The sequence below is a fragment of the Pseudomonas sp. KH_021 genome (assembly GCF_057838865.1).
In genome coordinates this window covers 293,724-314,035 of the sequence record NZ_JBYQOU010000002.1, presented here as the reverse complement: position 1 = coordinate 314,035, position 20,312 = coordinate 293,724, and the positions used below count along the sequence as shown (strand labels likewise).

Sequence of the window (20,312 nt, the reverse complement as noted above, 5' to 3'; positions counted from 1 at the left end):
CATGCGTGCTGGCACCGAGACCGCGTTGGCCAGGGTGATCGCGGTGTCATCGATCAACGACTGATGACCTGAGGGATTTTTCTCGTAGGTACAACGCTGTGATTCGGGGATGGATCGAATACTACGGTAAATTCTGGTACAGAAACTTCAGCTATCGATTGTGGAGCGCGTTGCAATCGCGCCTGCTCAAATGGATGAAGAGCAAGTACCGAATCTCTATACGTCAAGCGGAGCATCGGCTGCGTCTTGTCCGAAGAGAAAATCCGGAGCTGTTCGCACATTGGTATCTACTACGTGCATCGAATGTGTGATCAAGAGCCGTATGACGGGAGACTGTCACGTACGGTTCTGTGAGCAGCCGAGGGGTGAAATTCCCTTCGGCTGACTCGACTCGCAGGATCGCTACGCAGCGGAAAACGGGCGGTGGCGATCATGAGTTTGATCCAGTCGGCGCGGCTCAATGGGCATGATCCGTACGCTTATTTGAAGGACGTTATCACGCGCTTGCCAACGCAGCGAGCGAGTGAGATGGATCGGTTGCTGCCGCATAGGTGGCAGCCGGTTTAGTTACGCAAGACGGGATGCCCGGACGCTTACTTTTGGCGTGCCTTTTGTCGCCAATAGTCAGTGCACGTCGCCGATAATATGCACTCTTTAAAATACGAAGCTAACCTCAAATATGAAGGTGAATTGAGTGCTGCCAAGCGTGATTTGCAGACATTCAACAGCGCCTGTGGCTACTCCAACCGAGTGGGGCGTCGTCGAAATATTGATCGGGATGTAGGTGACATCAATCCCGATCCAACGACAGCCGCTTCTGCTCGTTGGTGCAGTAGCCTTTGGTAAGCCACTCGTAGCTTTGGGCTTTCTGATCACCACACCTAAAGCCTAGGTGTTGGCATCTCGCAGATGCCCGTCATGGCTTTTCCTTCTTGGCTGGTGGGGCTGTCTAGTGCTCAAAGACGTGTTGATGTTGGCAGGCCCCTCCTATTAGTGGCGGAGTTGGCCTCGTCAATAACTGCACAAGCGTGTGGCTAGAGCTGCTCAACTTTTCTAGAGAAAACACCATGAAAACATTGATTGCTCTGTTCTTGGCTGTTGCTGCCAGTAGCGCTATTGCCGCTAATGATGTTCAGACAGCCCGCACGGGCGTTCCATCTGATGTGGCGAAAATCATTAGCATCACCGACACTCGCTTCGCCTGTGGGATTGTGCCAGTCGAGCTGGTTTATCTAGACTCGCTCGGTGTGCGGCGTGTCGCAACGTACATGGTGGAAGGGGGCGGATGCCAGACAAATTAAACGCAGCCAACCATGATGGTAAGCGTCCGGCCGACGCAGCTTTACTGACACTTTCGCTTGAGGCGATGGGGTCGGGAAGGTGTGTTCGCCGGCCCCTTACTGCGAGTTTCCCAGCACACGGCTCAAGCCTCTACAAAAGCACTAATAAGTACCCGGCGATACCTCTTTAACATTGGCGAATTGCCGGTCTCTGGGGCAACGCAGATGGTAGATGTCAAGATTGACTGCGGCGTCCGTTCCGCCATTAGCCAGCTTTACGATGTGGCGCCTATGCCACGGCGTATCTTTGGTAACGGGCTTATGACAGACAGAACACAGGCCGTCTTGCTGCCGCCAGACGCGATACATCTTCGCTCGTCCCTTCGTCGATTTGAGCATTTTCTTGCCCCAGCGGAACTCGAAATACTCATCCCAATTGGGGTCGTGCGGATTGGCAGCGGCCTTGATCGTTGTGCCGTACGATCGGCGTATCCGATTCTTTCAGTAAGGTGTACTCCCCTTACCGTCTGCGGTTTTTTCGACAGTGGAGAACACCCACCGGCGCGATCCTCGGACTTTGAAATATCTGTCCTTGACCCACGGGGCTCCTTTGCGCGGATGTCTTCTCACCGCCCAGAGCCAGAGCATTGTCCAGACTTCGCTGTCTACCTGATTGAAGACTTTCTTAGCGACCACGTGGCTATGATAGTTCGCCCACCCTCGTAAAATCGGGTTGAGCAGCCCTATCAAATTGACCTGCTTGGTCGCCTCATTAGTGCGGACTTTAACCTCCGGAGTCAACACGCTGGTGACAAACGAGTTGTGGCTTTAGAATCGTAGCGTTACGGCAACATGGACGCTTGGCTCAACGCTTACAAACTTTGCGTTTGGAGCGTAGGGCTTCAGGTAGCTGTGGACATTATGCGGATTATTAACTCTGCACCGTGCTCATATCCATCTCCGGGCTCAAGGTTCCTAGCCAAGCGACTAGGCACACTATGACGACTGCAACGGAGAATTCAAGGGTCATACTACGTCGTAAAGCATTGACGGCGACGACGTGGTCTCCTTCGTCGATTGAGCGCTCTAACAGTGGACTTAAATGGAAACGATTGAGCGTCGCTAAGATAATCATCCCTGCGAAGAGTAAAACCTTCAAAAAGAGCAGCATCCCATAAGTAGTAAGCATCACCTCGTCCAGGGTTGGGCCTACAATGAAAAGGTAATTTACTATTCCAGTAATGCTTAAAATCACAACGATCAGCGCACCAGCTGATTCAAATCCAGTCAGGGCACGGGACAGAATCCGTACTTCTTGTCTGCCATTTAGAATCTTCGTGCGCAGCAGTAAAGCGAATGCGGCCAAGGCTCCCATCCAGCCGCCGGCTGCCAAAAGGTGAAAGATATCGCTAATAAAATGTATATAACGACGGCTGCCTTCGTCCATAGCACCATGTCCTGTCCACGCAAGGGTAGCGAGAGCAATAGCACCGAAGACGGTAATTGCCCATAGACTGAGGGTTGGGAAGCGCTTGTTAAGTACTACGGCGATACCTGCCAGCACCAGGGCCGCTATTCGGACCATCCAAGTAAGCCCAACGTCTGTGCCAGTAAGAACCATTTCGAAGATGTGGTGGTGAAGCTCCATAAATTCTGAAACTCCGCTCATTGCTTTCGCAAGTAACAACATAGCGGCAAGGGACAGAAGTACACCAATAACTGCTGTACCGAAAAGGAGCGACTCAAAGTTCAAGACAACGCCGGATACCCGTTCCTTTCCCCTGAGGCTATACAAACCAAATATTGCTAATCCAAACAGCAGCATCAGGTCTAAATAAAGAGCGAAGCGAAGGGCGATGTTGATTGAGTCGCTCATGAGTCATTTCACTTTAAAAGAGAAGTTGCCTGTGATGGGGTGAGTGTCGGAAGAGACCGCCCGCCATTCGACCTTATAAGTACCGGTGGTTAGCGGAGCGGCGGGTGTGATAACCATCATTTTCGGGTCGTCGCCGCCTGCGACGCCAGCCTTAACGCCCATGGGGGAATTTGGCATACCCGGCATGTCAGTCATGATCAGTTTCGCTCCCGAGAACTGAGTCGTGAGGTTCTCCGAGAAGTGCAGCTCGATCTTGGACGGCGCCGTGGAGGTCGAGCCTTCTGCAGGGGTAGAAGACACCAGTTTTGGATGCGCCTGGGCGATAGCGCTCACGAGCAAACCGGCGGTAAGTGCAACTGCAACGGTAGTAGTTTTAAAGAAGGACATGCAAGACTCCTCACAGCTTAAGCTGTTGGTTCGAGGTTTGGTGGGGGAGATCCAGTTTTTATTTTTCAATTCCGGTTAAAACCACAGGCGAATACCAAGCGTATGCCGTGTACTGATCCCAGGTCACAGATCAGGATGAACGAGTTATAGAGCTAGGACACGATGCCACATGACTGCCGACTGTTCGATTACATTTCAGTAAGCTTCGCGCGTGCTCTCTGGTCCAGAATTTGGGGGGTGCCACGTGGCCTAACTGAACCTCTAGGGTCTGTAGGTCAGGTGCATCGAGCATGTAGCCCATGCCGCGGGAGGTCTGGATCAGCTTGACTTCGAAGTCGTCATCAATTTTCGCGCTGAGCCTGCGCACCGCAACCTCGATTACGCTGGTATCGCTGTCGAAGTTCATGTCCCAAACTTGCGAGGCGATGAGCGACTTCGGCAGCACTTCGCCTCGGCGACGGAGCAGCAGCTCCAGCAGCGCAAACTCCTTGGCCGTAAGATCTATGCGTTTGCCGGCCCGAATGGCCCTGCGTTTGAGCAGGTGAACCTCAAGATCAGCCAATTTCATATGGGTTGGTGAGGCTAAGTTATTACCGCGACGAAGCAGCATCCTGACTCGAGCCAGCAACTCAGAAAACGCGAAGGGTTTAATGAGGTAATCATCAGCTCCGAGCTCAAGGCCCTTGACTCGATCTTCGACACGGTCTCGCGCCGTCAAAAAGAGTACCGGGACGTCCTTCCCTGACAGGCGCACCTTCTGAAGCACTTCTCACCCATCGAGGCCCGGCATCATGACGTCCAGAATTAGCAGGTCATACGCCTTCGCTCAGGACATGTTAAAGGGCCACAGTGTCGTTGGTGAAACGATCAACATTGAACCCAGCCTCACTCAGGCCCTGTTGCAAATAGATACCTATTATCGGTTCGTCTTCAGCAACCAGAAGTCTCATGGGGGTGGCTCTCGAAGTGATGATGGGGCTGAGTTTGCATTGAATAGGTCCCGCCAACCAGAAGCTGACAGAAATGTAATCCTGGCTTCAGCTTGATGTCAGCCAGCGTCGTCTAGGGTTGGATCATGAGCACTTTCAAGTGCTCATCCGTCTCTCCAAAGAGCACAGTTCTCAGGAGTCGGACACCATCCCTATCAAGGAGCTGCCCCATGAACTCTCTCAAACCATGTTTCTGGTTGGCTCGATCCTGTGGGCTGAAGGCGCCGGAGACCGAGTGATGGAGCGCATGGAAAGTATGGGGGATAAAGCCGAAGTCGTTTTGGTTCAAGCCGAAAAAGCCCCAGCGGGCCAACACCATGTGCACATGAACATGCTTGGCGTCCTTCGACGGAGCTCCATAACGATCATCCCGACGCATCGATGACAACTCAACAGCACCTTGACTGTATGGAAAAGCACGACAAAATCGTCGATGACGTGCTGGAACAAATGCAACGAACAACATCAAACGGCTCTATCCTGAAGGTTCTCGCACCCGATCAGATTCAAACGGCGTAGCTTCGACGCCGTGTTTATTTCAAAAACTGACAGAAATGTAGTGTTCAAGTCAGTTAGCTGGCAGCTCCGTTTCCTTAACATAGCCAGTGCTACCTACTCTCACCCTGAGGTCACTATGAACGCCAAATTTGTTAGCCCGGTTATCGCAGTAATGGCTCTTTTCTTTGGTGCTACGGCCATGGCCAGCGTGGACCATGGGAAAGATGATATTGGTCGGCCTGGAGCGTCTGCCGACGTTACTCGCACGGTTGAAGTGAAAATGGGCGATATCTCCTTCGAGCCCAAAAAAATCGATGTCAAACCTGGAGAGACGGTTCGCTTCGTCCTGCGCAACGAAGGCTCGCTGTTGCATGAATTCAACATCGGCAAAGCCCCTGCACATGCCGCGCATCAAAAAGAGATGGCGGCCATGTTCCAGAACGGCTCGCTGAGTCCTACTGGAAAAGCGCAAGCGATGAGCGATATGGACCACAGCATGGTCGGTATGAAGATGGACGGGATGGCGCACAACGATCCCAACAGCGTTCTGATCGAACCAGGGACAACCAAAGAGCTTGTCTGGACCTTTTCCAAGAGCACAGGCCTGGAGTTTGCCTGCAACGTTCCGGGCCACTATCAGTCGGGGATGGTGGGTCAGTTTGAAGTGAAGTAAGCGCGGCTTGATCGATATCACAGCCTCAGAGCGAGCGTTGACTACTCTCAGTCGCAGACGTCACCGCAGCTCTTGCCAGGACACTGGGGACCACATCATGACTAACCATCCGCATTCGGTTAAAAACTCGCCTTCTTCCTTCTGGAGAAGCAAAACGGGTGTCGTACTGATCATGCTGGTTGCAATCGGTGTTTTCTACGTCGTCCGGGAACACTTCAGCCATGTTTCGCCTTATCTGCCCTATCTGATCCTGTTGATCTGCCCAGTGATGCATTTTTTTGGGCACGGCCACGGCGGTCACGGTCGACACGTGAGTTCGGAAACCAACAAGGACGATAAAGGAAACTAGTCATGTCTAACGCCACGAGTCACCGCGACCATGATCACGTCCATCCGGTAAACCCCCACGATGGTGGTCTACGCGATCCAGTGTGCGGTATGGCAGTTACCCCGCCGAGCACGTTCAGTGAGCTATACGAGGGGCGGGTATATCAGTTTTGCAGCCTGAAGTGCCAAGAGAAGTTTCGAGCAGAACCCCGGCGTTATGCTGCGGATCCGTCTGATACCAATCACTCTAGTCGCACTGAACCCGCGGCTGAGCCACAGCTGGGCACTGAATTCACTTGTCCCATGCACCCAGAGATACGACAGCCTGGCCCCGGCACCTGTCCTAAATGCGGAATGGCATTGGAACCTGTCATGCCAGGGCTGGAAGAGGAGGAAAACCCCGAGCTTAAGGACTTCACCCGTCGCTTTTGGTGGTCGTTGCCGTTAACCGTGATCGTGACCGTACTCGCTATGGCGGGACATTCATTACACCTCTTCCACGGAGCCACACAGAACTGGGTGGAGCTGGTCCTTGCAACCCCGGTGATCCTATGGGCCGGCTGGCCCTTTTTTGTGAGAGGCGTAGCGTCCATTCGTCATCGCAGTCCAAATATGTGGACCTTGATAGGTCTGGGTACCGCAGCGGCCTATCTTTACAGCGTTGTCGCGACGTTGTTTCCCCAGAGCTTTCCCGCCACCTTTATGCAAGACGGACGCATTGGCGTCTACTTCGAAGCTGCCGCAGTGATCATCTCGCTGACTTTGTTCGGGCAGATGCTTGAACTCAAAGCTCGATCACAAGCGTCTGCGGCTATTAAGTCTCTTCTTGGTCTGTCTCCGAAAACCGCACGCAGGATCAATGCCGATGGCACAGAGGAAGACATCCCGCTGACGCATGTCCACAAGGGTGATCACCTCCGGGTAAGACCAGGTGAAAAGGTGCCGGTTGATGGCTCAGTACTGGAAGGCGAAAGCGCGGTCGACGAGTCGATGCTGACCGGCGAACCCGTGCCGGTGATGAAGAGAGCTGGAGATAGTCTGATCGGAGCCACGCTCAATACCCATGGCAGTCTGGTGATGGAGGCACAGAAGGTTGGGGTCGAGACCATGCTGTCGCAAATCGTACAGATGGTGGCCCGCGCTCAGCGCTCCAAAGCCCCCATGCAGCGTATGGCGGACGCCGTTGCTGGTTACTTTGTGATGGGGGTAATCGTGATTGCCCTGCTGACTCTTCTGGGGTGGGGGCTGTTCGGTCCTGAGCCCAGTTGGGTCTTCGGCCTGATTAATGCGGTCGCCGTGCTGATCATTGCCTGCCCCTGTGCTCTGGGGCTCGCGACGCCAATGTCGATCATGGTTTCCACGGGTAAAGCGGCCAGCATGGGCGTGCTGTTCAGAGATGCCAGTGCCATCGAGAACCTTTGCAAGATCGACACGCTCATCGTCGATAAGACCGGTACCCTGACAGAGGGGCGTCCGGTGTTTCACAGCGTGGAGGCTACACAGAACTTCGACCCCAATGACGTTCTTCAACTCGCTGCCAGTCTCGATCAAGGCAGTGAGCACCCTCTGGCTCACGCAATCGTTGATCACGCCCGAGCTGAAAACCTTGTTTTGAGCAAGCCTGAATCGTTCGAGTCCGGATCCGGGATTGGTGTCAGCGGTCTGGTTAGCGGCAAGAAAATCCAACTGGGCAATACCGCCTTGATGGAAGAAGCAGGCGTGAGTATCAGGCCCCTCCAATACCGTGCAGAGCTGTTACGACTTGAAGGTATCAGCATAATCTATGTTGCGGTCGACGGAGTACTGGCTGGGTTGCTCGCAGTGTCCGATCCGATCAAGCCAACCTCCAAAGAGGCTGTCACCAAGCTCAAGGCTGACAATGTAAAAATCATCATGGCCACTGGTGATGGTCTCACCACGGCACGAGCTGTAGCCAAGGAGATGGGCATTGAAGAAGTCCACGGTGAAGTGAAGCCTCAGGACAAGGAGCGTTTGGTCGCGGACCTTCAGCAATACGGCCGGCGGGTTGCTATGGCTGGCGACGGTATCAATGATGCGCCTGCCTTGGCCCGAGCAGATGTGGGCATCGCCATGGGGACCGGGACAGACGTCGCGATGAACAGCGCGCAACTGACTCTGGTTAAAGGCGACTTGATGGGAATTCTTCGAGCGCGGTCCCTTTCTGTAGCGACGGTGAAAAACATGCGTCAGAACCTGGGCTTTGCCTTTCTTTATAACTCGATGGGTATCCCGCTCGCAGCAGGTCTACTGTATCCACTGACCGGACATCTCTTATCACCGATGGTCGCGGCCATCGCGATGAGCGTGAGTTCAGCATCCGTGGTTTTCAATGCCTTGCGGCTGAGGAACACCCGAATAGATTGAGACTTGGACACCATTTAAACGGTGCAGACAACTCTTGACCTTCCTATCGTGTCAACGTTGATGCTGTAACTGCGGCCAAAGAGGCCGATCAACACGAGAGGAATAACTATGTTCGTCTTAGACGTATCAGGCATTGGTTGCGGCAGCTGTGTTAGTAAAATTACCAAAGCCATTCAGTCGTTGGATAACGAGGCAGCTGTTTCGGTGGATCGTGCTGCCGGCAAGGTCAACGTTGAAAGCATCGAAAGCCCGGAGCGAGTCCGCGCTGCTGTTGAAGCGTTGGGTTTTTCTTCCAAGGTCAGCGCCTGAGGCGGTGATCTGCTCCAGCGTTAACGCCCTCATGCACAGACTCTCCCTGGGCTCATTTCAGATATGAGCGCAGGGCCGAGATGACCTGATCCAGGTCTTCTTGACGTTGTTCTGGAGTGACGGCTTCAGCACCCAGGTGCTCACGGATATGCCCTTCAAGCACCTCTGCCATCAATCCGTTCACCGCGCCTCTCACCGCTGCAATCTGTTGCAAAACAGCAGAACACTCTACTTCCTGCTCCAGCGCACGCTCCAGCGCCTCTGCTTGTCCCTTGATGCGTCTGACACGAGTCAGCAGTCGTTTCTTGTCGTGAATGGTATGTGGCATGCGGCGGTACCTTCTTCAAGTATCTATACTGGGGTATAGTATATTTTTGCTCATTAAGCAGGGCTGCAACCCATGTCATCTCCAGCAATCTCCGACGGTCAGGGCCACTCTCACGTTTTCGACGAGGGTAACCCCTTAGCTGAGAAAAACACCCGTCGAGCGATGATTCTAACTGCATTGATGATGGTTGCAGAGATTGCCGGTGGATGGTTCTACAACTCGATGGCACTGCTTGCTGATGGCTGGCATATGAGCTCTCATGCCTTGGCCTTGGGACTCTCTGTCCTGGCTTATGCGGCGGCAAGACGATTTTCCAATGACACCCGCTTTGCCTTCGGGACTTGGAAAATGGAAGTTCTAGGGGGTTACACCAGCGCGATCCTGCTGATCATGGTGGCGGGGTTGATGCTCTATCAATCGATTGAACGGTTGATCTCTCCCTCTGCAATTCACTACGACCAGGCGATCGCTATCGGTGTTGTGGGATTACTCGTGAATATCGCCTGCGCCTGGTTACTCAAGGATGGTCATGTCCACACACATCATGACCACGATCATGGGCATGGGCATCATGACTTGAACCTGCGTTCCGCTTACATGCATGTATTGGCGGACGCCGCTACATCGGTGCTGGCCATTCTGGCGTTGATCGGGGGTAAATTCTGGGGGGCTGCGTGGCTTGACCCAGTCATGGGCATAGTGGGTGCCGGATTGGTTGCGAGCTGGGCCTATGGCTTGATTCGTCAAACCAGCCGTGTATTGCTGGATGCGGAAATGGATTCCCCTGTCGTCGAAGAGGTCCGGGAAGTCATCGCCTCCAGTCCCATTTTCGCGCAGATTAGTGACCTTCATGTATGGCGTGTAGGTCAAGGGAAATATGCCTGCATCCTGAGTTTGACGACTGACCAAAATGCGACACCGGCTTACTTTAAAGACCTCTTGTCAGTGCATGAGGAACTGGTTCACATCACTGTTGAGCTTAACGCTGCCTAAAGCAAAGGCATAACTGGCCTTCGCGCGCGTGAAGAGGCCTGTTCACATTGAAGCCCAGCTCAGAGCTGGGCTTTTGCGACTTAGTGGCAGTGGTAGTCGTTCGTCTTATGGTTGCGATGGCAACCTTTTGAATCAGTACCGCCGCTATGTGCGAAGGCAGCCACGGAAGTAATCGAGAGAACAGCAGCGATCAGAAGGGCAGATAGTTTCATTGGGCTAATTCCATGCTCAGGTTTTTACGAAGGGTGAGAACGCTCACGCCTTGCAGAGTATGGCGACGTGCCTTCATTGAGCAAGCGTGCTTGCTTAGTCCCCCTCAGCATTCGACGCGGTAGGTGACACGACCTTTTTCTTGAGCTGTCACAGCCAATAGTTTAGGATCGCCTAATATCCCCCTAGGGAGGATACGAATGCTTCGCTCAAAGCTAAGCCAATAGCTCTTTGCGGTTGAGAAGTTCTGCAACCCTTCTCGGCAAAGACGGGCTTCGTCCTTGACGTCGGCGTCGTGAGTATTCGTCGTAAACCCTCCTGACCAAGCACTTGGCCGCCCGAGACTTCAAATGCTGAAAATCCTGGCTAACCGAACCTACCGACATCTCTTCCTGGCTCAAGTGATTGCTCTTGTCGGAACAGGCCTCGCGACTGTTGCGCTGGGGCTACTGGCGTTCGATCTTGCGGGAGCACAGGCCGGGGCAGTGCTTGGCACCGCGCTGGCAATTAAAATGACTGCCTATATTGGCGTAGCACCGATTGCGGCGGCTTTTGCGGAACGTCTGCCGCGACGGGCGATGCTCGTATCACTGGACTTGGTGCGAGCCCTCGTTGCACTTGCCCTGCCTTTCGTCACGGAAGTATGGCAAATCTACGTGCTGATTTTTGTACTTCAATCGGCCTCTGCTGCATTCACCCCGACCTTCCAGGCCACCATCCCAGACATACTGTCGGATGAAGAGGATTACACTCGCGCCTTGTCGTTATCTCGCCTTGCCTACGATCTTGAAAGTGTCGCCAGCCCCATGCTCGCAGCCGTACTGCTGACGGTGATCAGTTTCCATAACCTATTCGCCGGAACGGTGATTGGCTTTCTGGCCTCAGCAGCGCTGGTCTCGACGGTACTACTGCCAAAGGCGAAGCCGACTCAAAGGCGCAGTATCTTTGAGCGAACCACCCGAGGAATGCGCATATTTCTGGCCACACCGCGCTTGCGGGGACTACTAGCCCTCAATCTAACGGTGGCTGCGGCCAGCGCCATGGTCATCGTTAATACCGTTGTGTTGGTACAGTCCCGATTCGCTTTACCTCAGAGTTCAACCGCATTAGCGCTCGCTGCTTTTGGGGGTGGATCTATGATCGCCGCACTGATTTTACCTCGCCTTCTGAAAGGCATAAAAGACCGGACAGCAATGCTGTTTGGCGGTGGGATCCTGGTTGCGGGCTTGGCAGTTGGCATCAACCTGAGCACCTACAACTTCCTGCTGCCTCTGTGGTTGGTACTCGGTGTGGGATATTCCTTGGCACAAACGCCCAGCGGACGACTGCTGCGTCGGTCGTCGCATGCCGAGGATCGTCCAGCCCTTTTTGCAGCGCAATTTGCACTTTCCCATTCCTGTTGGCTGATCACTTATCCACTGGCCGGTTGGCTGGGCGCCAATATCAGCCTCAATGCCTCTTTCGTGGGACTTGCCATCGTGGCAGGTGGAGCATTGGTGGTCAGCGTCGTGATTTGGCGTCCTGCACATGACCAAGAGTCTATTAGGCACACCCATCAGAATCTGCCGGACGGCCACACTCATTTAGAAGGTCACGATGGAGCGAGTCACGAACACCCTTATGTCATCGATGATCAGCATCGTCGATGGCCGTATTGATCACAGGGCATTCATAATTTTCTGAGTTTGATCACCCACAGTTCAGACTAGAAAACGAAGGGCCTGTAATGCGGCAAGGTGACCCGGATAGAACCAGTAACCCCAGTGTTGCACCGGCCATACCTTGAACGTGAACGTCTGACGCAGAAGCCAAAGTCCGATCAGCGGAGCGATAAAAGCCGTACTTAAAGCCAGCAATGGATAGGTCTCAAACTCCATCGCCCTGACAATAATGCTGCTGCGGGTATTGATCAACATACACAAAACCGCTGGCAGCAACCAAAGGATGCCCTGGCATTTGATCGCCAGTAGCAAGGCCGTAGGTACGAGCGCGCCATAAACCCCATACATCAATGGATCATCCAGTACGTAGGCAAGACCTGCGGCGACCGAGGCCATGACAATGCTTAGCAGGGTTCTGTGCTGAACACCCCAGGCAATCAACAAACCCAACGCCAGGGTGGGCAGCACATTGAATGACCCGGAGGTGCTTAAGTAGCGGTAAGGCACCTCAGAAACGACGGCGAACAAGAGCATCAAGGCGAGGTAGCGGCCGTTAGCAACGGTCAGAAACGCGCCCGGCGTGGAGCGCGCTACGTTGGCCGCAACGGCCAGGCAGAAAAAGGGAAAAGAGAGTCTTCCAGGAATGAACAGACTGCTCATGTCTGGCCACAGCAACCGAAGGTGATCGATCACCATGGTCAGCATCGCGAGCCACTTGATCAGGTCAAGGCTGCTGCTACGGCTACTGGATGGATTGTGTTGAGTTGAACTGGCGGTCGTCATGTCCAAGGGTGAGATCCGCCCTGCTACAAGAATTCAGCGAAATTGGGCATGTCAGACCTAGAGGTACTTGGTGATTTGCTTGAACGCTTCCAGCGGTGCACGCTCGCCATTGTTCAAGGCTGAGACGGTATTCTCCAGGCAGTGATCGATATGATCCTGAATGAGCGTTCGCTTGGCCTGACACACTGCTTTTTCAACGGCATGCAGTTGCTGGGCGATGTCGACGCATTCACGACCTTCTTCGATCATGGTGATGATGCCGCGTAGATGGCCGTCCGCACGCTTGAGGCGCTTGATAATGGCATCATGACTTCGGTGAGTGTGGGGATGGTTATGTTTGTGTTCATCCATGGCTTGAGCCTTTGGTCTCAATGAATTACGCTGGCATGCTATCCCCCTAGGGGGGTTAGGTCAAACGCATCACCGCAGCAAAAAAGCGAGTTAAAAGACGATCAACATGCTCAGTAGATCCCTGACAACAACGGTGGTATTCGCGCTTGCTCTCGCCGTTTTGATGGCTTGGGCCGGGCATACCTATACGTTGTCGGTGGCGACGAAACAGCCTGCCTGGGAGATTAAGCAAGACGCCTATCACTCCCACGGCGAGCAAGAAGCCTCACTTTCCTGCGCGAGCTGTTCAGATCACTTTCATTCGCCGCTGACCCCAGACCACCAGCACGAAACACCGCAGCTTACTTCCCTGTTGATTTTGGCCGAACAACCCAAGCTATCGGTGCGGGTTGATGCCCCGCAATATGCAGTTCCCCCTCCGCCGATATTCTTGATCAAGCGTCCACCCCGTCCTTCGTTCGCATCCTGACCATGGCCGCGCTGCGGCCCAAGATCACTGCAACGTAGGATTTATCCATGCATTCGCACTCTATGAGCGGCGTGGGCGCATTCACTGTGCCCTCGTGTCGCCCGCTACTGCTGCTGTTTTTGCTTATCGCATCACTCTCCTTCGGCATGCCCGAGGCGCTGGCTCACGCCGTTGCTGAGGGGGATAAGGGCTTCATCCAGGAAAGCTCTGGCGTCATGTTGCTGCCCTTTATCTACATGGGCGCCAAACACATGATGACGGGCTATGACCACTTGCTGTTCCTCTTCGGGGTGATCTTTTTCCTCTACCGCCTGAAGGATGTAGGCCTTTACGTCACGCTGTTTGCTGTGGGCCACTCGGTCACGCTGCTACTCGGTGTGCTCACGGAAATAAGCATCAGCTCCTACGTGATCGACGCCATCATCGGCTTCTCGGTGGTGTACAAGGCGCTCGACAACCTGGGCGCGTTCCAGCGCTGGTTCGGTTACCAACCCAATACCAAGGTGGCCACGCTGGTCTTCGGTCTGCTCCATGGTTTTGGTTTGGCAACCAAGATCCAGGAGTACGAGATCTCGCCCGACGGCCTGATCCCCAACCTGCTTGCGTTCAACGTCGGCGTCGAGATAGGCCAATTGCTGGCCCTCAGCTCGATTCTCATTCTGATGGGATATTGGCGGCGCACCGGCAGTTTTTGGCGCCACGCCTATGTCGCCAACGTCGCCATGATGAGTGCCGGTTTCCTGCTGATGGGTTACCAGTTCACCGGCCTGTTTGTCTCCGCGTAAGGAATTCTGACCATGTTCAATACTCCACTTCCAACCGTTAACGAATTGCCCAGCAGCCGCCAGTTAGTGCGTTCGACAGTTATCGCGCTGCTCACCGCAGTCGGCCTTTTGGTGACGGTCGTCATGCCTTCGGAATACGCCATTGATCCAACGGGCGTGGGACGAGCATTAGGCCTGACGCAAATGGGCGAACTGAAAATCACCCTCGCACAAGAGGCCCTGGCCGATACCGCTCCACCACAACCCGTCGCGGCAGCTCCGATTCCGCAAATCGCACAAGTTCAGCCTGCGGCAAAGCCGGTAACGGAACCTGTAGTAGCTGCTATGCCTGCATCAAAGACTGATCAGATGACCGTCATACTCAAGCCGGGTGAAGGGACAGAGATCAAGCTGGAAATGTTGAAAAACACCACCGTCAGCTATGAGTGGACAACGGCTGGGGGCCCTGTGAATTACGACACCCATGGCGAGCCCTACAAGGCAGAAAAGGGCTATTTCCACAGTTACACCAAAGGCAAGCAAGTCAAAGGCGATAAGGGCGAGTTCACCGCCATTTTTGACGGCACCCATGGCTGGTTCTGGCGTAATCGCAGCAACAGCGACGTGACTATCTCACTGAAAACGACCGGTGATTACCTGAGCGTTAAACAGTAATCCAAGGACGGCCGCTCTTCTGCCGAAAAGGCCTAGAGCGACCGGACCACGGACGTTTAACCTCAGTATTTTAGGCAAGACTTTCCCATGAAAACTTCAGCAACGTTGTTCCGTACGATGCTCTTGATCTGCTTCTTGGGCCTGATGACTGCATGCAGCGGCGGCGAGAAAGAAACAACCTCCGAGAGCGCTGAGCACGGGCACTCGCACGAGTGATATCTTGAAAACAAGCGAGGCCGCAAATGCGGTCTCGCTTTTCTACCCTTACTCTTTACGCACCAGCATCCTCGTCATCCGACGCTCTTCAACGCCAACCACCGTCATGCTCCACCTCTCCCAATCGAGTTTGTTCCCGATGATCGTCAGACGATCCAGCAGGCTCATGACCAGTCCCGCCAGAGTCAGGTAGTCCTCAGTCGATTTAGCCTGAAAGCCGGTTTGTTCACGCGTTTGAGATTCAGGGCACCACTAACGATGAATCGACCATTCTCAAGAACAATATTTGGGTCTTCGACTTTGCTGATATCGGACAACGCGTCCAGCGATGGACTCGAGAATATCAGTCATGGTGAGGTGCGCTCAATTTTTTGCTGACACTGAAGTTCAAGGACGACCAGATTTGGAATAGCAGCCCCACACTATAATTACCTTTATTTTGTCATAGTTCTTTTGCCCATCACTCTCCACGTATTGCCTTAATTAAGCCTTTAAATGAGCCATTTAATCGAGTAAAAGCCGCCTCGAAATGAATTTCATTCTCCGTATATTTCGCGATTTCGATCTGCTGATCCACGGTGTTTTGGTCAAGGGACGGTTGATTTGGAGTTCTGTAAAGTAAAGCACTCCCATCAGAGTCGCCTTCTGAGCCATTTCCACGAATATGATTTCGGTTTGTTGTTTGTAAAGAAAATTGGGTGTCTGCAACTCGCTTTGACTGTTCTGCAAGCAAGGTAGGAAAGTCCATATCGCGAGCCTTAAAATTCGGTGTGTCGGCGTTGACGATATTGTTGCTCAGCACCTCAGCTCTTTGACTACGATAGATTAAAGCTCTTTCCGCAGAGCCAACGGCCTTTTCGAAATTAATACTCACGCCAGATCACCTTTGTGGATAGTTTCCAGTCCAAACACAATATGCATCGCGATTACTCAGGTTGAAATAATGGTGGCACGTCGATCAATTCAGATTCTCTGCAGCTGTTCAAAAGCTGTCGAGCATCCTTTAAGAAAACTTTAAATTTCGCAGCCATCCGTCGTCTTCGCTGAAAATGACTGGAGGCTTACAAAGCCGTCATATATTGGTTTTTAAGCGGTTAATTGCAGCTTAGGATGGACGAGACCATACGGATTAAGGCGCAGCTTGTTCAAGAAGAAAATGTCAACCTGACACAACTGTAATGTTGGCCTAAGGTTTCTGACAGGGTATGAGCCGTAGAATTACATCGAGCCTTGAGCTCAGCCCCAAGAATCATCTCTTGATGTGGATTCAACGGGGCAACCAAAAACTCATCCGAGGCTACCCAAATGAAATCCATGAAAACCCTGTTTGTCATTGCAGCTTTGACCGTCTCTTCCCTGGCTATGGCCGAAGGCGGTGGTGACCGGACATTTGCACGTATGGAAGCGGCCAGTAAGGACTCGATGGAGTCGTACCAAATTGCCCAAAAGCAAGGCACTCAACCCCCCGTAGTCGAGAGCAAGGCCAAAGCCGCCGACCACGCCAACTGCTGATCCGTTTGGCGCATTCCCAAGCTGAAAGAAATGTAATCCCCTTGATAGTTAAAGTGTGGCAATTTCTGAGCTCGTCTGCCGTATGAGTTTCGTCATTTGCGGCGGCGGGCAAGGCTCAGGGGATTCGAGACGGTTACCCTGCACCTCCAAATCTTTCAAAACTGGGCGTTGATGGAAACCCTGCTGCAGCTTTCTGGATCATCAAGCATGGAATCAAATCCACAGGCATGCCCGCTTGGGGTAAAAGCATGGCTGATCCCTACATCTGGGGAATGGTCGCTTTTCTCCAGCGACTGCCTTCATTGGATGCAGAGCAATACACCGCTCTAGCAGCCAGCAGCGGTGGTCATCAACACGGTGGCGGCGAAAGCAAAATGCATAACCACGAAGGCCAGCATGATGTTCAAGGAGGGGCTGCCGCTGAACATCATGATGCGGGTACAGCCGAAGAGGTAGCCGAAACAAGCGACCATCATGGCGAGAAAAATAGCGTCCATGCTCATGAGGAGGTCGCAGCACCTTCTCAAAATGAAAGTACCGAACACGCCCATCCTCAGGGTGCCGAGGCTTCACATGACGCTTCTGCAACTCCTGCCGCTCAGCCAAAAACTCATACCCATGCTGATGGGAGGGAGCATATCCATGCGAAATAACATTTATCGGCCCGGACGGATACTTCGCCTTGCTGCATTCGCGGCTCTGTTGATCAGTTCAGTTGGTCATGCAGCAGAATCGCTGACGATCGACGTCCATCGTGACGCTAACTGTGGATGCTGCAAGACGTGGATGCAGCACCTTGAAGCCAACGGCTTCACCGTCGTTGATCATGTAGAAACCAACATGAGCGCGGTCAAGCAGGACCTGGGTGTTGTTCCACGACTCTCGTCATGCCACACCGCGGTGATCAACGGAAAATTTGTTGAAGGCCATGTACCTGCCGAGCAAATAGTTGCTTTGAGCAAACGCGATGACCTTATCGGGATTGCTGTGCCGGGCATGCCGGCAGGCTCACCTGGTATGGAGGTCGGTGGGAAGCAGGATGCGTATCAGGTCATCGGCCTGAGCAAAGCAGGTACCGACCAAGTGATCGCTGAGTACCCGGCAAACTAATCACAAACGTTCATAACCCGAACGATGGTAAACCGGTCGATCCGGCATCGGCAAAACGCTCAAATGTCCGGGTACGAATAGCCCATCATGGCCCAGCATCGATACGATGCCGCCGTCAGATGTCGAATGACTATACGTGTGCAGTCGGCACGGACAAAAGCGGAAGTGGGCCGAGCTAGAGAATGAAGAGCTGGGTTACAGCAGAGACCGTGCGCTGGGCAGGTCATGCATGGGTAGGTCCCGGTATCGGTGTCTTTCATGGCCGCGCCGGTCACCAGGAGTGGCACCTCCATCAAGCGCATCAGATCTCAGTTGGCCTCGACTCAACTGTATCGGTTCAAACCCCGATGGGTGTTCAAACAGGGGGCGCCATCTTCATTCCGGCCGGCTTGAAACACCGGCTGATCGCCGGTCACGTTCTGTCGATCTATGTGGATGCGCTGTCCGAGGACGCCCGTGCTTTGCAGGGTGCCGAAGACGCGAGGGTGATTGGGATCACTCCGGCGGACGTAGCGCCGATTATCGACGCGCTGCACCAGACAGGACACACTGATCTCCAGGTCAGGACCGGGGTGCGCCAGGCGCTGCGACTCCCCGATCTCCCGCCCCCAGATCCTCGCTTGATCAAGGTGATTGAGGCGCTGCGCAGAGGCCAAACGGGACGCGGAGAGTTGGCCGCGGTGGTGCATCTATCCCCCACGCGGTTTTCTCATTGGTTCGTGGAGCAGACGGGGCTGCCGCTTCGCAGTTACGCGAGATGGTTACGTCTCACGCAAGCTCTGCAGCATTTGGCCAAAGGTGTACGGCTGACCGACGCGGCTCATGAGGCGGGCTTTTCAGACTCGGCTCATTTCTCCCGGACATTCCGGGCGCTACTGGGTATCGATCCGTCATCCGCCTTGGCAGAAGTTCATCTCCAGGAAGTTTAGCTCTTTCGTTCAAGTCGAAAGCTGGCCCCTTAACATATTGTGATGGTTCCATATCCAGGAGCTGAGCAATGCCTTCCTTCCTCCGATTCGCCTTACGGTGGGTGAGCTATCCACTCGTGTTTGGTGGCTCTGCTGCCTTCATGATCTGGACGCTGTATACCGGCGTACCGTATTGGCCCACGATTCCCCTAGCTGCTGCAGTGGGACTTTTGATCATCGCTGGTTTGGAGCGCATCCAACCTTTCCGCGAAGCCTGGCTTGAGGATCATCAAGACACCGCGACAGACCTGCTGCACATGCTGGTGAACCTTTCCGTCATTCAATTCACAGCTGGAATCCTGGTCAAGCTTGGTGATGCGGTGCCAGCTTCGGTTCGTCTCTTTCCGAACGAGAGCCCGCTGTGGTTACAGTTGCTACTGGTCATCGCTGTGCTCGATCTGAGCCTGTATGCCATGCACCGGATCAGTCACCGAGTGCATTGGCTGTGGCGTTTTCACATGCCTCATCACAGCGCCGAGCGGTTGTATTGGATGAACGGGGAGCGACGACATCCGTTGCACGCGGTGCTTATGGCGAGTCCGGGGCTGGTGATTCTGTTCGCATCAGGCGCACCCTCCGCAGTTGTGGCCATCTGGTTTGGAATTCTAACAGTGCACTTGGCCTTTCAGCATTCGAACCTGGACTACCGGCTGGGATGGTTGCGCCACATCATTGGGGTTGCCGAAATTCATCGCTGGCATCACAAGCGCGACTTTGAGGACGCCCAGGTCAACTTTGGTGAGTTTCTGATGGTGTGGGACCGACTGTTTGGCACGTTCTACGACAGTGTGGGGAAACTAAGCCAAGCTGAGGTCGGATTGCATGAAAAGGATTACCCCCAAAACTACCTTGGACAGCTCATCGAACCCTTTGAGCATGGCCGGGTAAACAAAGGCTAGTGGGCTCCCTCACTTTGTAGCTACGGCAGCTACCGAGGCCACACTAAAGGCAAAACCGATCAAACATGATTCGAGCGGCATGCTGTGAGCTGTAACTACTTCCATGCTCAGGGAATTGGGCGTCGTTGTTTAGCGAGTCCTTGTTTCTAAGAGAGGGAATTCATGTTGATCTGCAAATGCTGTCTGGCAGGCTCTTCCTGACAGATTCGTAATGGTATAGCCCGTCACCAGCGACTAGACTCCCTCGCATGAAACGCTATCTGCGGTGTTGCCTCATTTTCCTGATCAGTCTGGCGCTTCCCCTGAGCGGGATGGCGGGCATTCAGTCACCGACAGAACCTTGCCCGATGCAAACGACGGGCATGACCATGATGGATGATATGAACCAGGACTGCTGCCTTGACATGAGCAGCTCCGCCGATCACGGCAAACCCTGCAAACCTGGCCAGGAATGCAGGAGCGCCAGTCTGCTACAAGTGTCGTTTGGGAAACCTGCCACCCGTTTGTCCAGTCCGCAGCTGCTGACAATCTTCAGCGACTCCCTGCCTACTCAGGCCCCGTCCGGGGTGTGGCGACCGCCTCGCGCTTGATTCCTGTACCACACTGAGTCTCATCCTGCTCTGGCGCGGGATGGCATATCTGCGCGCAT

23 protein-coding genes and 6 pseudogenes are annotated in these 20,312 nt (G+C 53.8%); 19 read left to right on the top strand and 10 right to left on the bottom strand.

Annotated elements, in window-relative coordinates:
• Positions 1 to 41: 41 nt before the first annotated feature.
• From AC3IX4_RS30335 to AC3IX4_RS30325, 3 genes and pseudogenes are all read left to right on the top strand, one after another.
• Positions 42 to 311: pseudogene (locus AC3IX4_RS30335) on the top strand (group II intron maturase-specific domain-containing protein); the annotation flags it as partial.
• Positions 312 to 393: 82 nt separating this feature from the next.
• A pseudogene (locus AC3IX4_RS30330) lies at positions 394 to 567 on the top strand (transposase domain-containing protein); the annotation flags it as partial.
• A gap of 500 nt (positions 568 to 1,067) precedes the next feature.
• Positions 1,068 to 1,301 (top strand): DUF2790 domain-containing protein, encoded by a 234-nt coding sequence (locus tag AC3IX4_RS30325; RefSeq protein WP_489261475.1) that lies wholly within the window; start codon positions 1,068 to 1,070, stop codon positions 1,299 to 1,301.
• A gap of 480 nt (positions 1,302 to 1,781) precedes the next feature.
• Here AC3IX4_RS30325 and AC3IX4_RS30320 read toward each other — a convergent pair whose 3' ends face one another.
• The 4 genes and pseudogenes from AC3IX4_RS30320 to AC3IX4_RS30305 form a co-directional block, all read right to left on the bottom strand.
• The gene (locus AC3IX4_RS30320) at positions 1,782 to 2,084 is read right to left on the bottom strand and encodes a group II intron maturase-specific domain-containing protein (protein WP_489261474.1); all 303 of its coding nucleotides are present in this window, start codon (positions 2,082 to 2,084) and stop codon (positions 1,782 to 1,784) included.
• 127 nt (positions 2,085 to 2,211) lie between these two features.
• Positions 2,212 to 3,156 carry a copper homeostasis membrane protein CopD gene (gene copD, locus AC3IX4_RS30315; protein WP_489261473.1) on the bottom strand — a complete coding sequence of 315 codons (945 nt, stop codon included), beginning with the start codon at positions 3,154 to 3,156 and terminating at the stop codon, positions 2,212 to 2,214.
• A 3-nt stretch (positions 3,157 to 3,159) separates the two neighbouring features.
• Complete coding sequence (gene copC / locus AC3IX4_RS30310; RefSeq protein WP_010465987.1) at positions 3,160 to 3,543, bottom strand: copper homeostasis periplasmic binding protein CopC; 384 nt, start codon at positions 3,541 to 3,543, stop codon at positions 3,160 to 3,162.
• A 274-nt stretch (positions 3,544 to 3,817) separates the two neighbouring features.
• Positions 3,818 to 4,493: pseudogene (locus AC3IX4_RS30305) on the bottom strand (heavy metal response regulator transcription factor); the annotation flags it as partial.
• A 209-nt stretch (positions 4,494 to 4,702) separates the two neighbouring features.
• On the opposite strand from AC3IX4_RS30305, the pseudogene AC3IX4_RS30300 reads away from it, so the two are divergent.
• From AC3IX4_RS30300 to AC3IX4_RS30280, 5 genes and pseudogenes are all read left to right on the top strand, one after another.
• Positions 4,703 to 5,051, top strand: a pseudogene (locus tag AC3IX4_RS30300) (DUF2790 domain-containing protein).
• Positions 5,052 to 5,166: 115 nt separating this feature from the next.
• The gene (locus tag AC3IX4_RS30295) at positions 5,167 to 5,703 is read left to right on the top strand and encodes a cupredoxin domain-containing protein (RefSeq protein WP_489261472.1); all 537 of its coding nucleotides are present in this window, start codon (positions 5,167 to 5,169) and stop codon (positions 5,701 to 5,703) included.
• Positions 5,704 to 5,800: 97 nt separating this feature from the next.
• Positions 5,801 to 6,052 carry a DUF2933 domain-containing protein gene (locus tag AC3IX4_RS30290; protein WP_489261471.1) on the top strand — a complete coding sequence of 84 codons (252 nt, stop codon included), beginning with the start codon at positions 5,801 to 5,803 and terminating at the stop codon, positions 6,050 to 6,052.
• Between the two features lie 2 nt (positions 6,053 to 6,054).
• The gene (locus AC3IX4_RS30285) at positions 6,055 to 8,415 is read left to right on the top strand and encodes a heavy metal translocating P-type ATPase (RefSeq protein ID WP_489261470.1); all 2,361 of its coding nucleotides are present in this window, start codon (positions 6,055 to 6,057) and stop codon (positions 8,413 to 8,415) included.
• A 108-nt stretch (positions 8,416 to 8,523) separates the two neighbouring features.
• A complete protein-coding gene (locus AC3IX4_RS30280; RefSeq protein ID WP_489261469.1) occupies positions 8,524 to 8,724 on the top strand; it encodes a heavy-metal-associated domain-containing protein in 201 nt (66 codons plus the stop codon).
• A gap of 52 nt (positions 8,725 to 8,776) precedes the next feature.
• Here AC3IX4_RS30280 and AC3IX4_RS30275 read toward each other — a convergent pair whose 3' ends face one another.
• Positions 8,777 to 9,052: a metal/formaldehyde-sensitive transcriptional repressor gene (locus AC3IX4_RS30275; RefSeq protein WP_282378468.1), complete on the bottom strand. Its 276-nt coding sequence runs from the start codon at positions 9,050 to 9,052 to the stop codon at positions 8,777 to 8,779.
• A gap of 72 nt (positions 9,053 to 9,124) precedes the next feature.
• On the opposite strand from AC3IX4_RS30275, the gene dmeF reads away from it, so the two are divergent.
• Positions 9,125 to 10,045 carry a CDF family Co(II)/Ni(II) efflux transporter DmeF gene (gene dmeF, locus AC3IX4_RS30270; RefSeq protein ID WP_489261468.1) on the top strand — a complete coding sequence of 307 codons (921 nt, stop codon included), beginning with the start codon at positions 9,125 to 9,127 and terminating at the stop codon, positions 10,043 to 10,045.
• 80 nt (positions 10,046 to 10,125) lie between these two features.
• Here dmeF and AC3IX4_RS30265 read toward each other — a convergent pair whose 3' ends face one another.
• On the bottom strand, positions 10,126 to 10,257 hold the full coding sequence (locus tag AC3IX4_RS30265; protein ID WP_102599662.1) for a YHYH domain-containing protein: 132 nt from the start codon (positions 10,255 to 10,257) through the stop codon (positions 10,126 to 10,128).
• 348 nt (positions 10,258 to 10,605) lie between these two features.
• Here AC3IX4_RS30265 and AC3IX4_RS30260 point away from each other — a divergent pair, with 348 nt between their 5' ends.
• Positions 10,606 to 11,913 (top strand): MFS transporter, encoded by a 1,308-nt coding sequence (locus tag AC3IX4_RS30260; RefSeq protein ID WP_489261467.1) that lies wholly within the window; start codon positions 10,606 to 10,608, stop codon positions 11,911 to 11,913.
• Positions 11,914 to 11,955: 42 nt separating this feature from the next.
• Here the strand turns inward: AC3IX4_RS30260 and AC3IX4_RS30255 are convergent, their stop codons facing one another.
• Positions 11,956 to 12,699, bottom strand: coding sequence for a TraX family protein (locus AC3IX4_RS30255; RefSeq protein WP_489261660.1), 744 nt, complete (start codon positions 12,697 to 12,699; stop codon positions 11,956 to 11,958).
• Between the two features lie 57 nt (positions 12,700 to 12,756).
• Positions 12,757 to 13,050, bottom strand: a complete 294-nt coding sequence (locus tag AC3IX4_RS30250; RefSeq protein ID WP_010465976.1) for a metal-sensing transcriptional repressor — start codon at positions 13,048 to 13,050, stop codon at positions 12,757 to 12,759.
• A 106-nt stretch (positions 13,051 to 13,156) separates the two neighbouring features.
• Here AC3IX4_RS30250 and AC3IX4_RS30245 point away from each other — a divergent pair, with 106 nt between their 5' ends.
• The 3 genes from AC3IX4_RS30245 to AC3IX4_RS30235 are packed head-to-tail and all read left to right on the top strand — an operon-like array spanning position 13,157 to position 14,958.
• Positions 13,157 to 13,519 (top strand): hypothetical protein, encoded by a 363-nt coding sequence (locus tag AC3IX4_RS30245; protein ID WP_010465975.1) that lies wholly within the window; start codon positions 13,157 to 13,159, stop codon positions 13,517 to 13,519.
• Positions 13,520 to 13,566: 47 nt separating this feature from the next.
• The gene (locus tag AC3IX4_RS30240; protein WP_042933196.1) at positions 13,567 to 14,304 is read left to right on the top strand and encodes a HupE/UreJ family protein; all 738 of its coding nucleotides are present in this window, start codon (positions 13,567 to 13,569) and stop codon (positions 14,302 to 14,304) included.
• A gap of 12 nt (positions 14,305 to 14,316) precedes the next feature.
• Positions 14,317 to 14,958, top strand: coding sequence for a transmembrane anchor protein (locus AC3IX4_RS30235; protein ID WP_489261466.1), 642 nt, complete (start codon positions 14,317 to 14,319; stop codon positions 14,956 to 14,958).
• 264 nt (positions 14,959 to 15,222) lie between these two features.
• Here AC3IX4_RS30235 and AC3IX4_RS30230 read toward each other — a convergent pair.
• Both AC3IX4_RS30230 and flgB read right to left on the bottom strand, forming a co-directional pair.
• A pseudogene (locus AC3IX4_RS30230) lies at positions 15,223 to 15,531 on the bottom strand (transporter associated domain-containing protein); the annotation flags it as partial.
• A gap of 103 nt (positions 15,532 to 15,634) precedes the next feature.
• A complete protein-coding gene (gene flgB, locus AC3IX4_RS30225) occupies positions 15,635 to 16,048 on the bottom strand; it encodes a flagellar basal body rod protein FlgB (protein WP_010465967.1) in 414 nt (137 codons plus the stop codon).
• 431 nt (positions 16,049 to 16,479) lie between these two features.
• On the opposite strand from flgB, the gene AC3IX4_RS30220 reads away from it, so the two are divergent.
• The 6 genes and pseudogenes from AC3IX4_RS30220 (at position 16,480) to AC3IX4_RS30195 (ending at position 20,253) form a co-directional block, all read left to right on the top strand.
• The gene (locus AC3IX4_RS30220) at positions 16,480 to 16,686 is read left to right on the top strand and encodes a co-regulatory protein PtrA N-terminal domain-containing protein (protein WP_010465965.1); all 207 of its coding nucleotides are present in this window, start codon (positions 16,480 to 16,482) and stop codon (positions 16,684 to 16,686) included.
• Positions 16,687 to 16,820: 134 nt separating this feature from the next.
• A pseudogene (locus AC3IX4_RS30215) lies at positions 16,821 to 17,339 on the top strand (c-type cytochrome); the annotation flags it as partial.
• Positions 17,329 to 17,796 carry a DUF411 domain-containing protein gene (locus tag AC3IX4_RS30210; RefSeq protein WP_489261465.1) on the top strand — a complete coding sequence of 156 codons (468 nt, stop codon included), beginning with the start codon at positions 17,329 to 17,331 and terminating at the stop codon, positions 17,794 to 17,796. The pseudogene AC3IX4_RS30215 and the gene AC3IX4_RS30210, both read left to right, overlap by 11 nt.
• A 182-nt stretch (positions 17,797 to 17,978) precedes the next feature.
• The gene (locus tag AC3IX4_RS30205; protein ID WP_489261464.1) at positions 17,979 to 18,725 is read left to right on the top strand and encodes an AraC family transcriptional regulator; all 747 of its coding nucleotides are present in this window, start codon (positions 17,979 to 17,981) and stop codon (positions 18,723 to 18,725) included.
• A gap of 68 nt (positions 18,726 to 18,793) precedes the next feature.
• Positions 18,794 to 19,663 (top strand): sterol desaturase family protein, encoded by an 870-nt coding sequence (locus AC3IX4_RS30200; RefSeq protein WP_489261463.1) that lies wholly within the window; start codon positions 18,794 to 18,796, stop codon positions 19,661 to 19,663.
• Positions 19,664 to 19,911: 248 nt separating this feature from the next.
• Positions 19,912 to 20,253 (top strand): hypothetical protein, encoded by a 342-nt coding sequence (locus tag AC3IX4_RS30195; RefSeq protein WP_489261462.1) that lies wholly within the window; start codon positions 19,912 to 19,914, stop codon positions 20,251 to 20,253.
• Positions 20,254 to 20,312 lie beyond the last annotated feature (59 nt).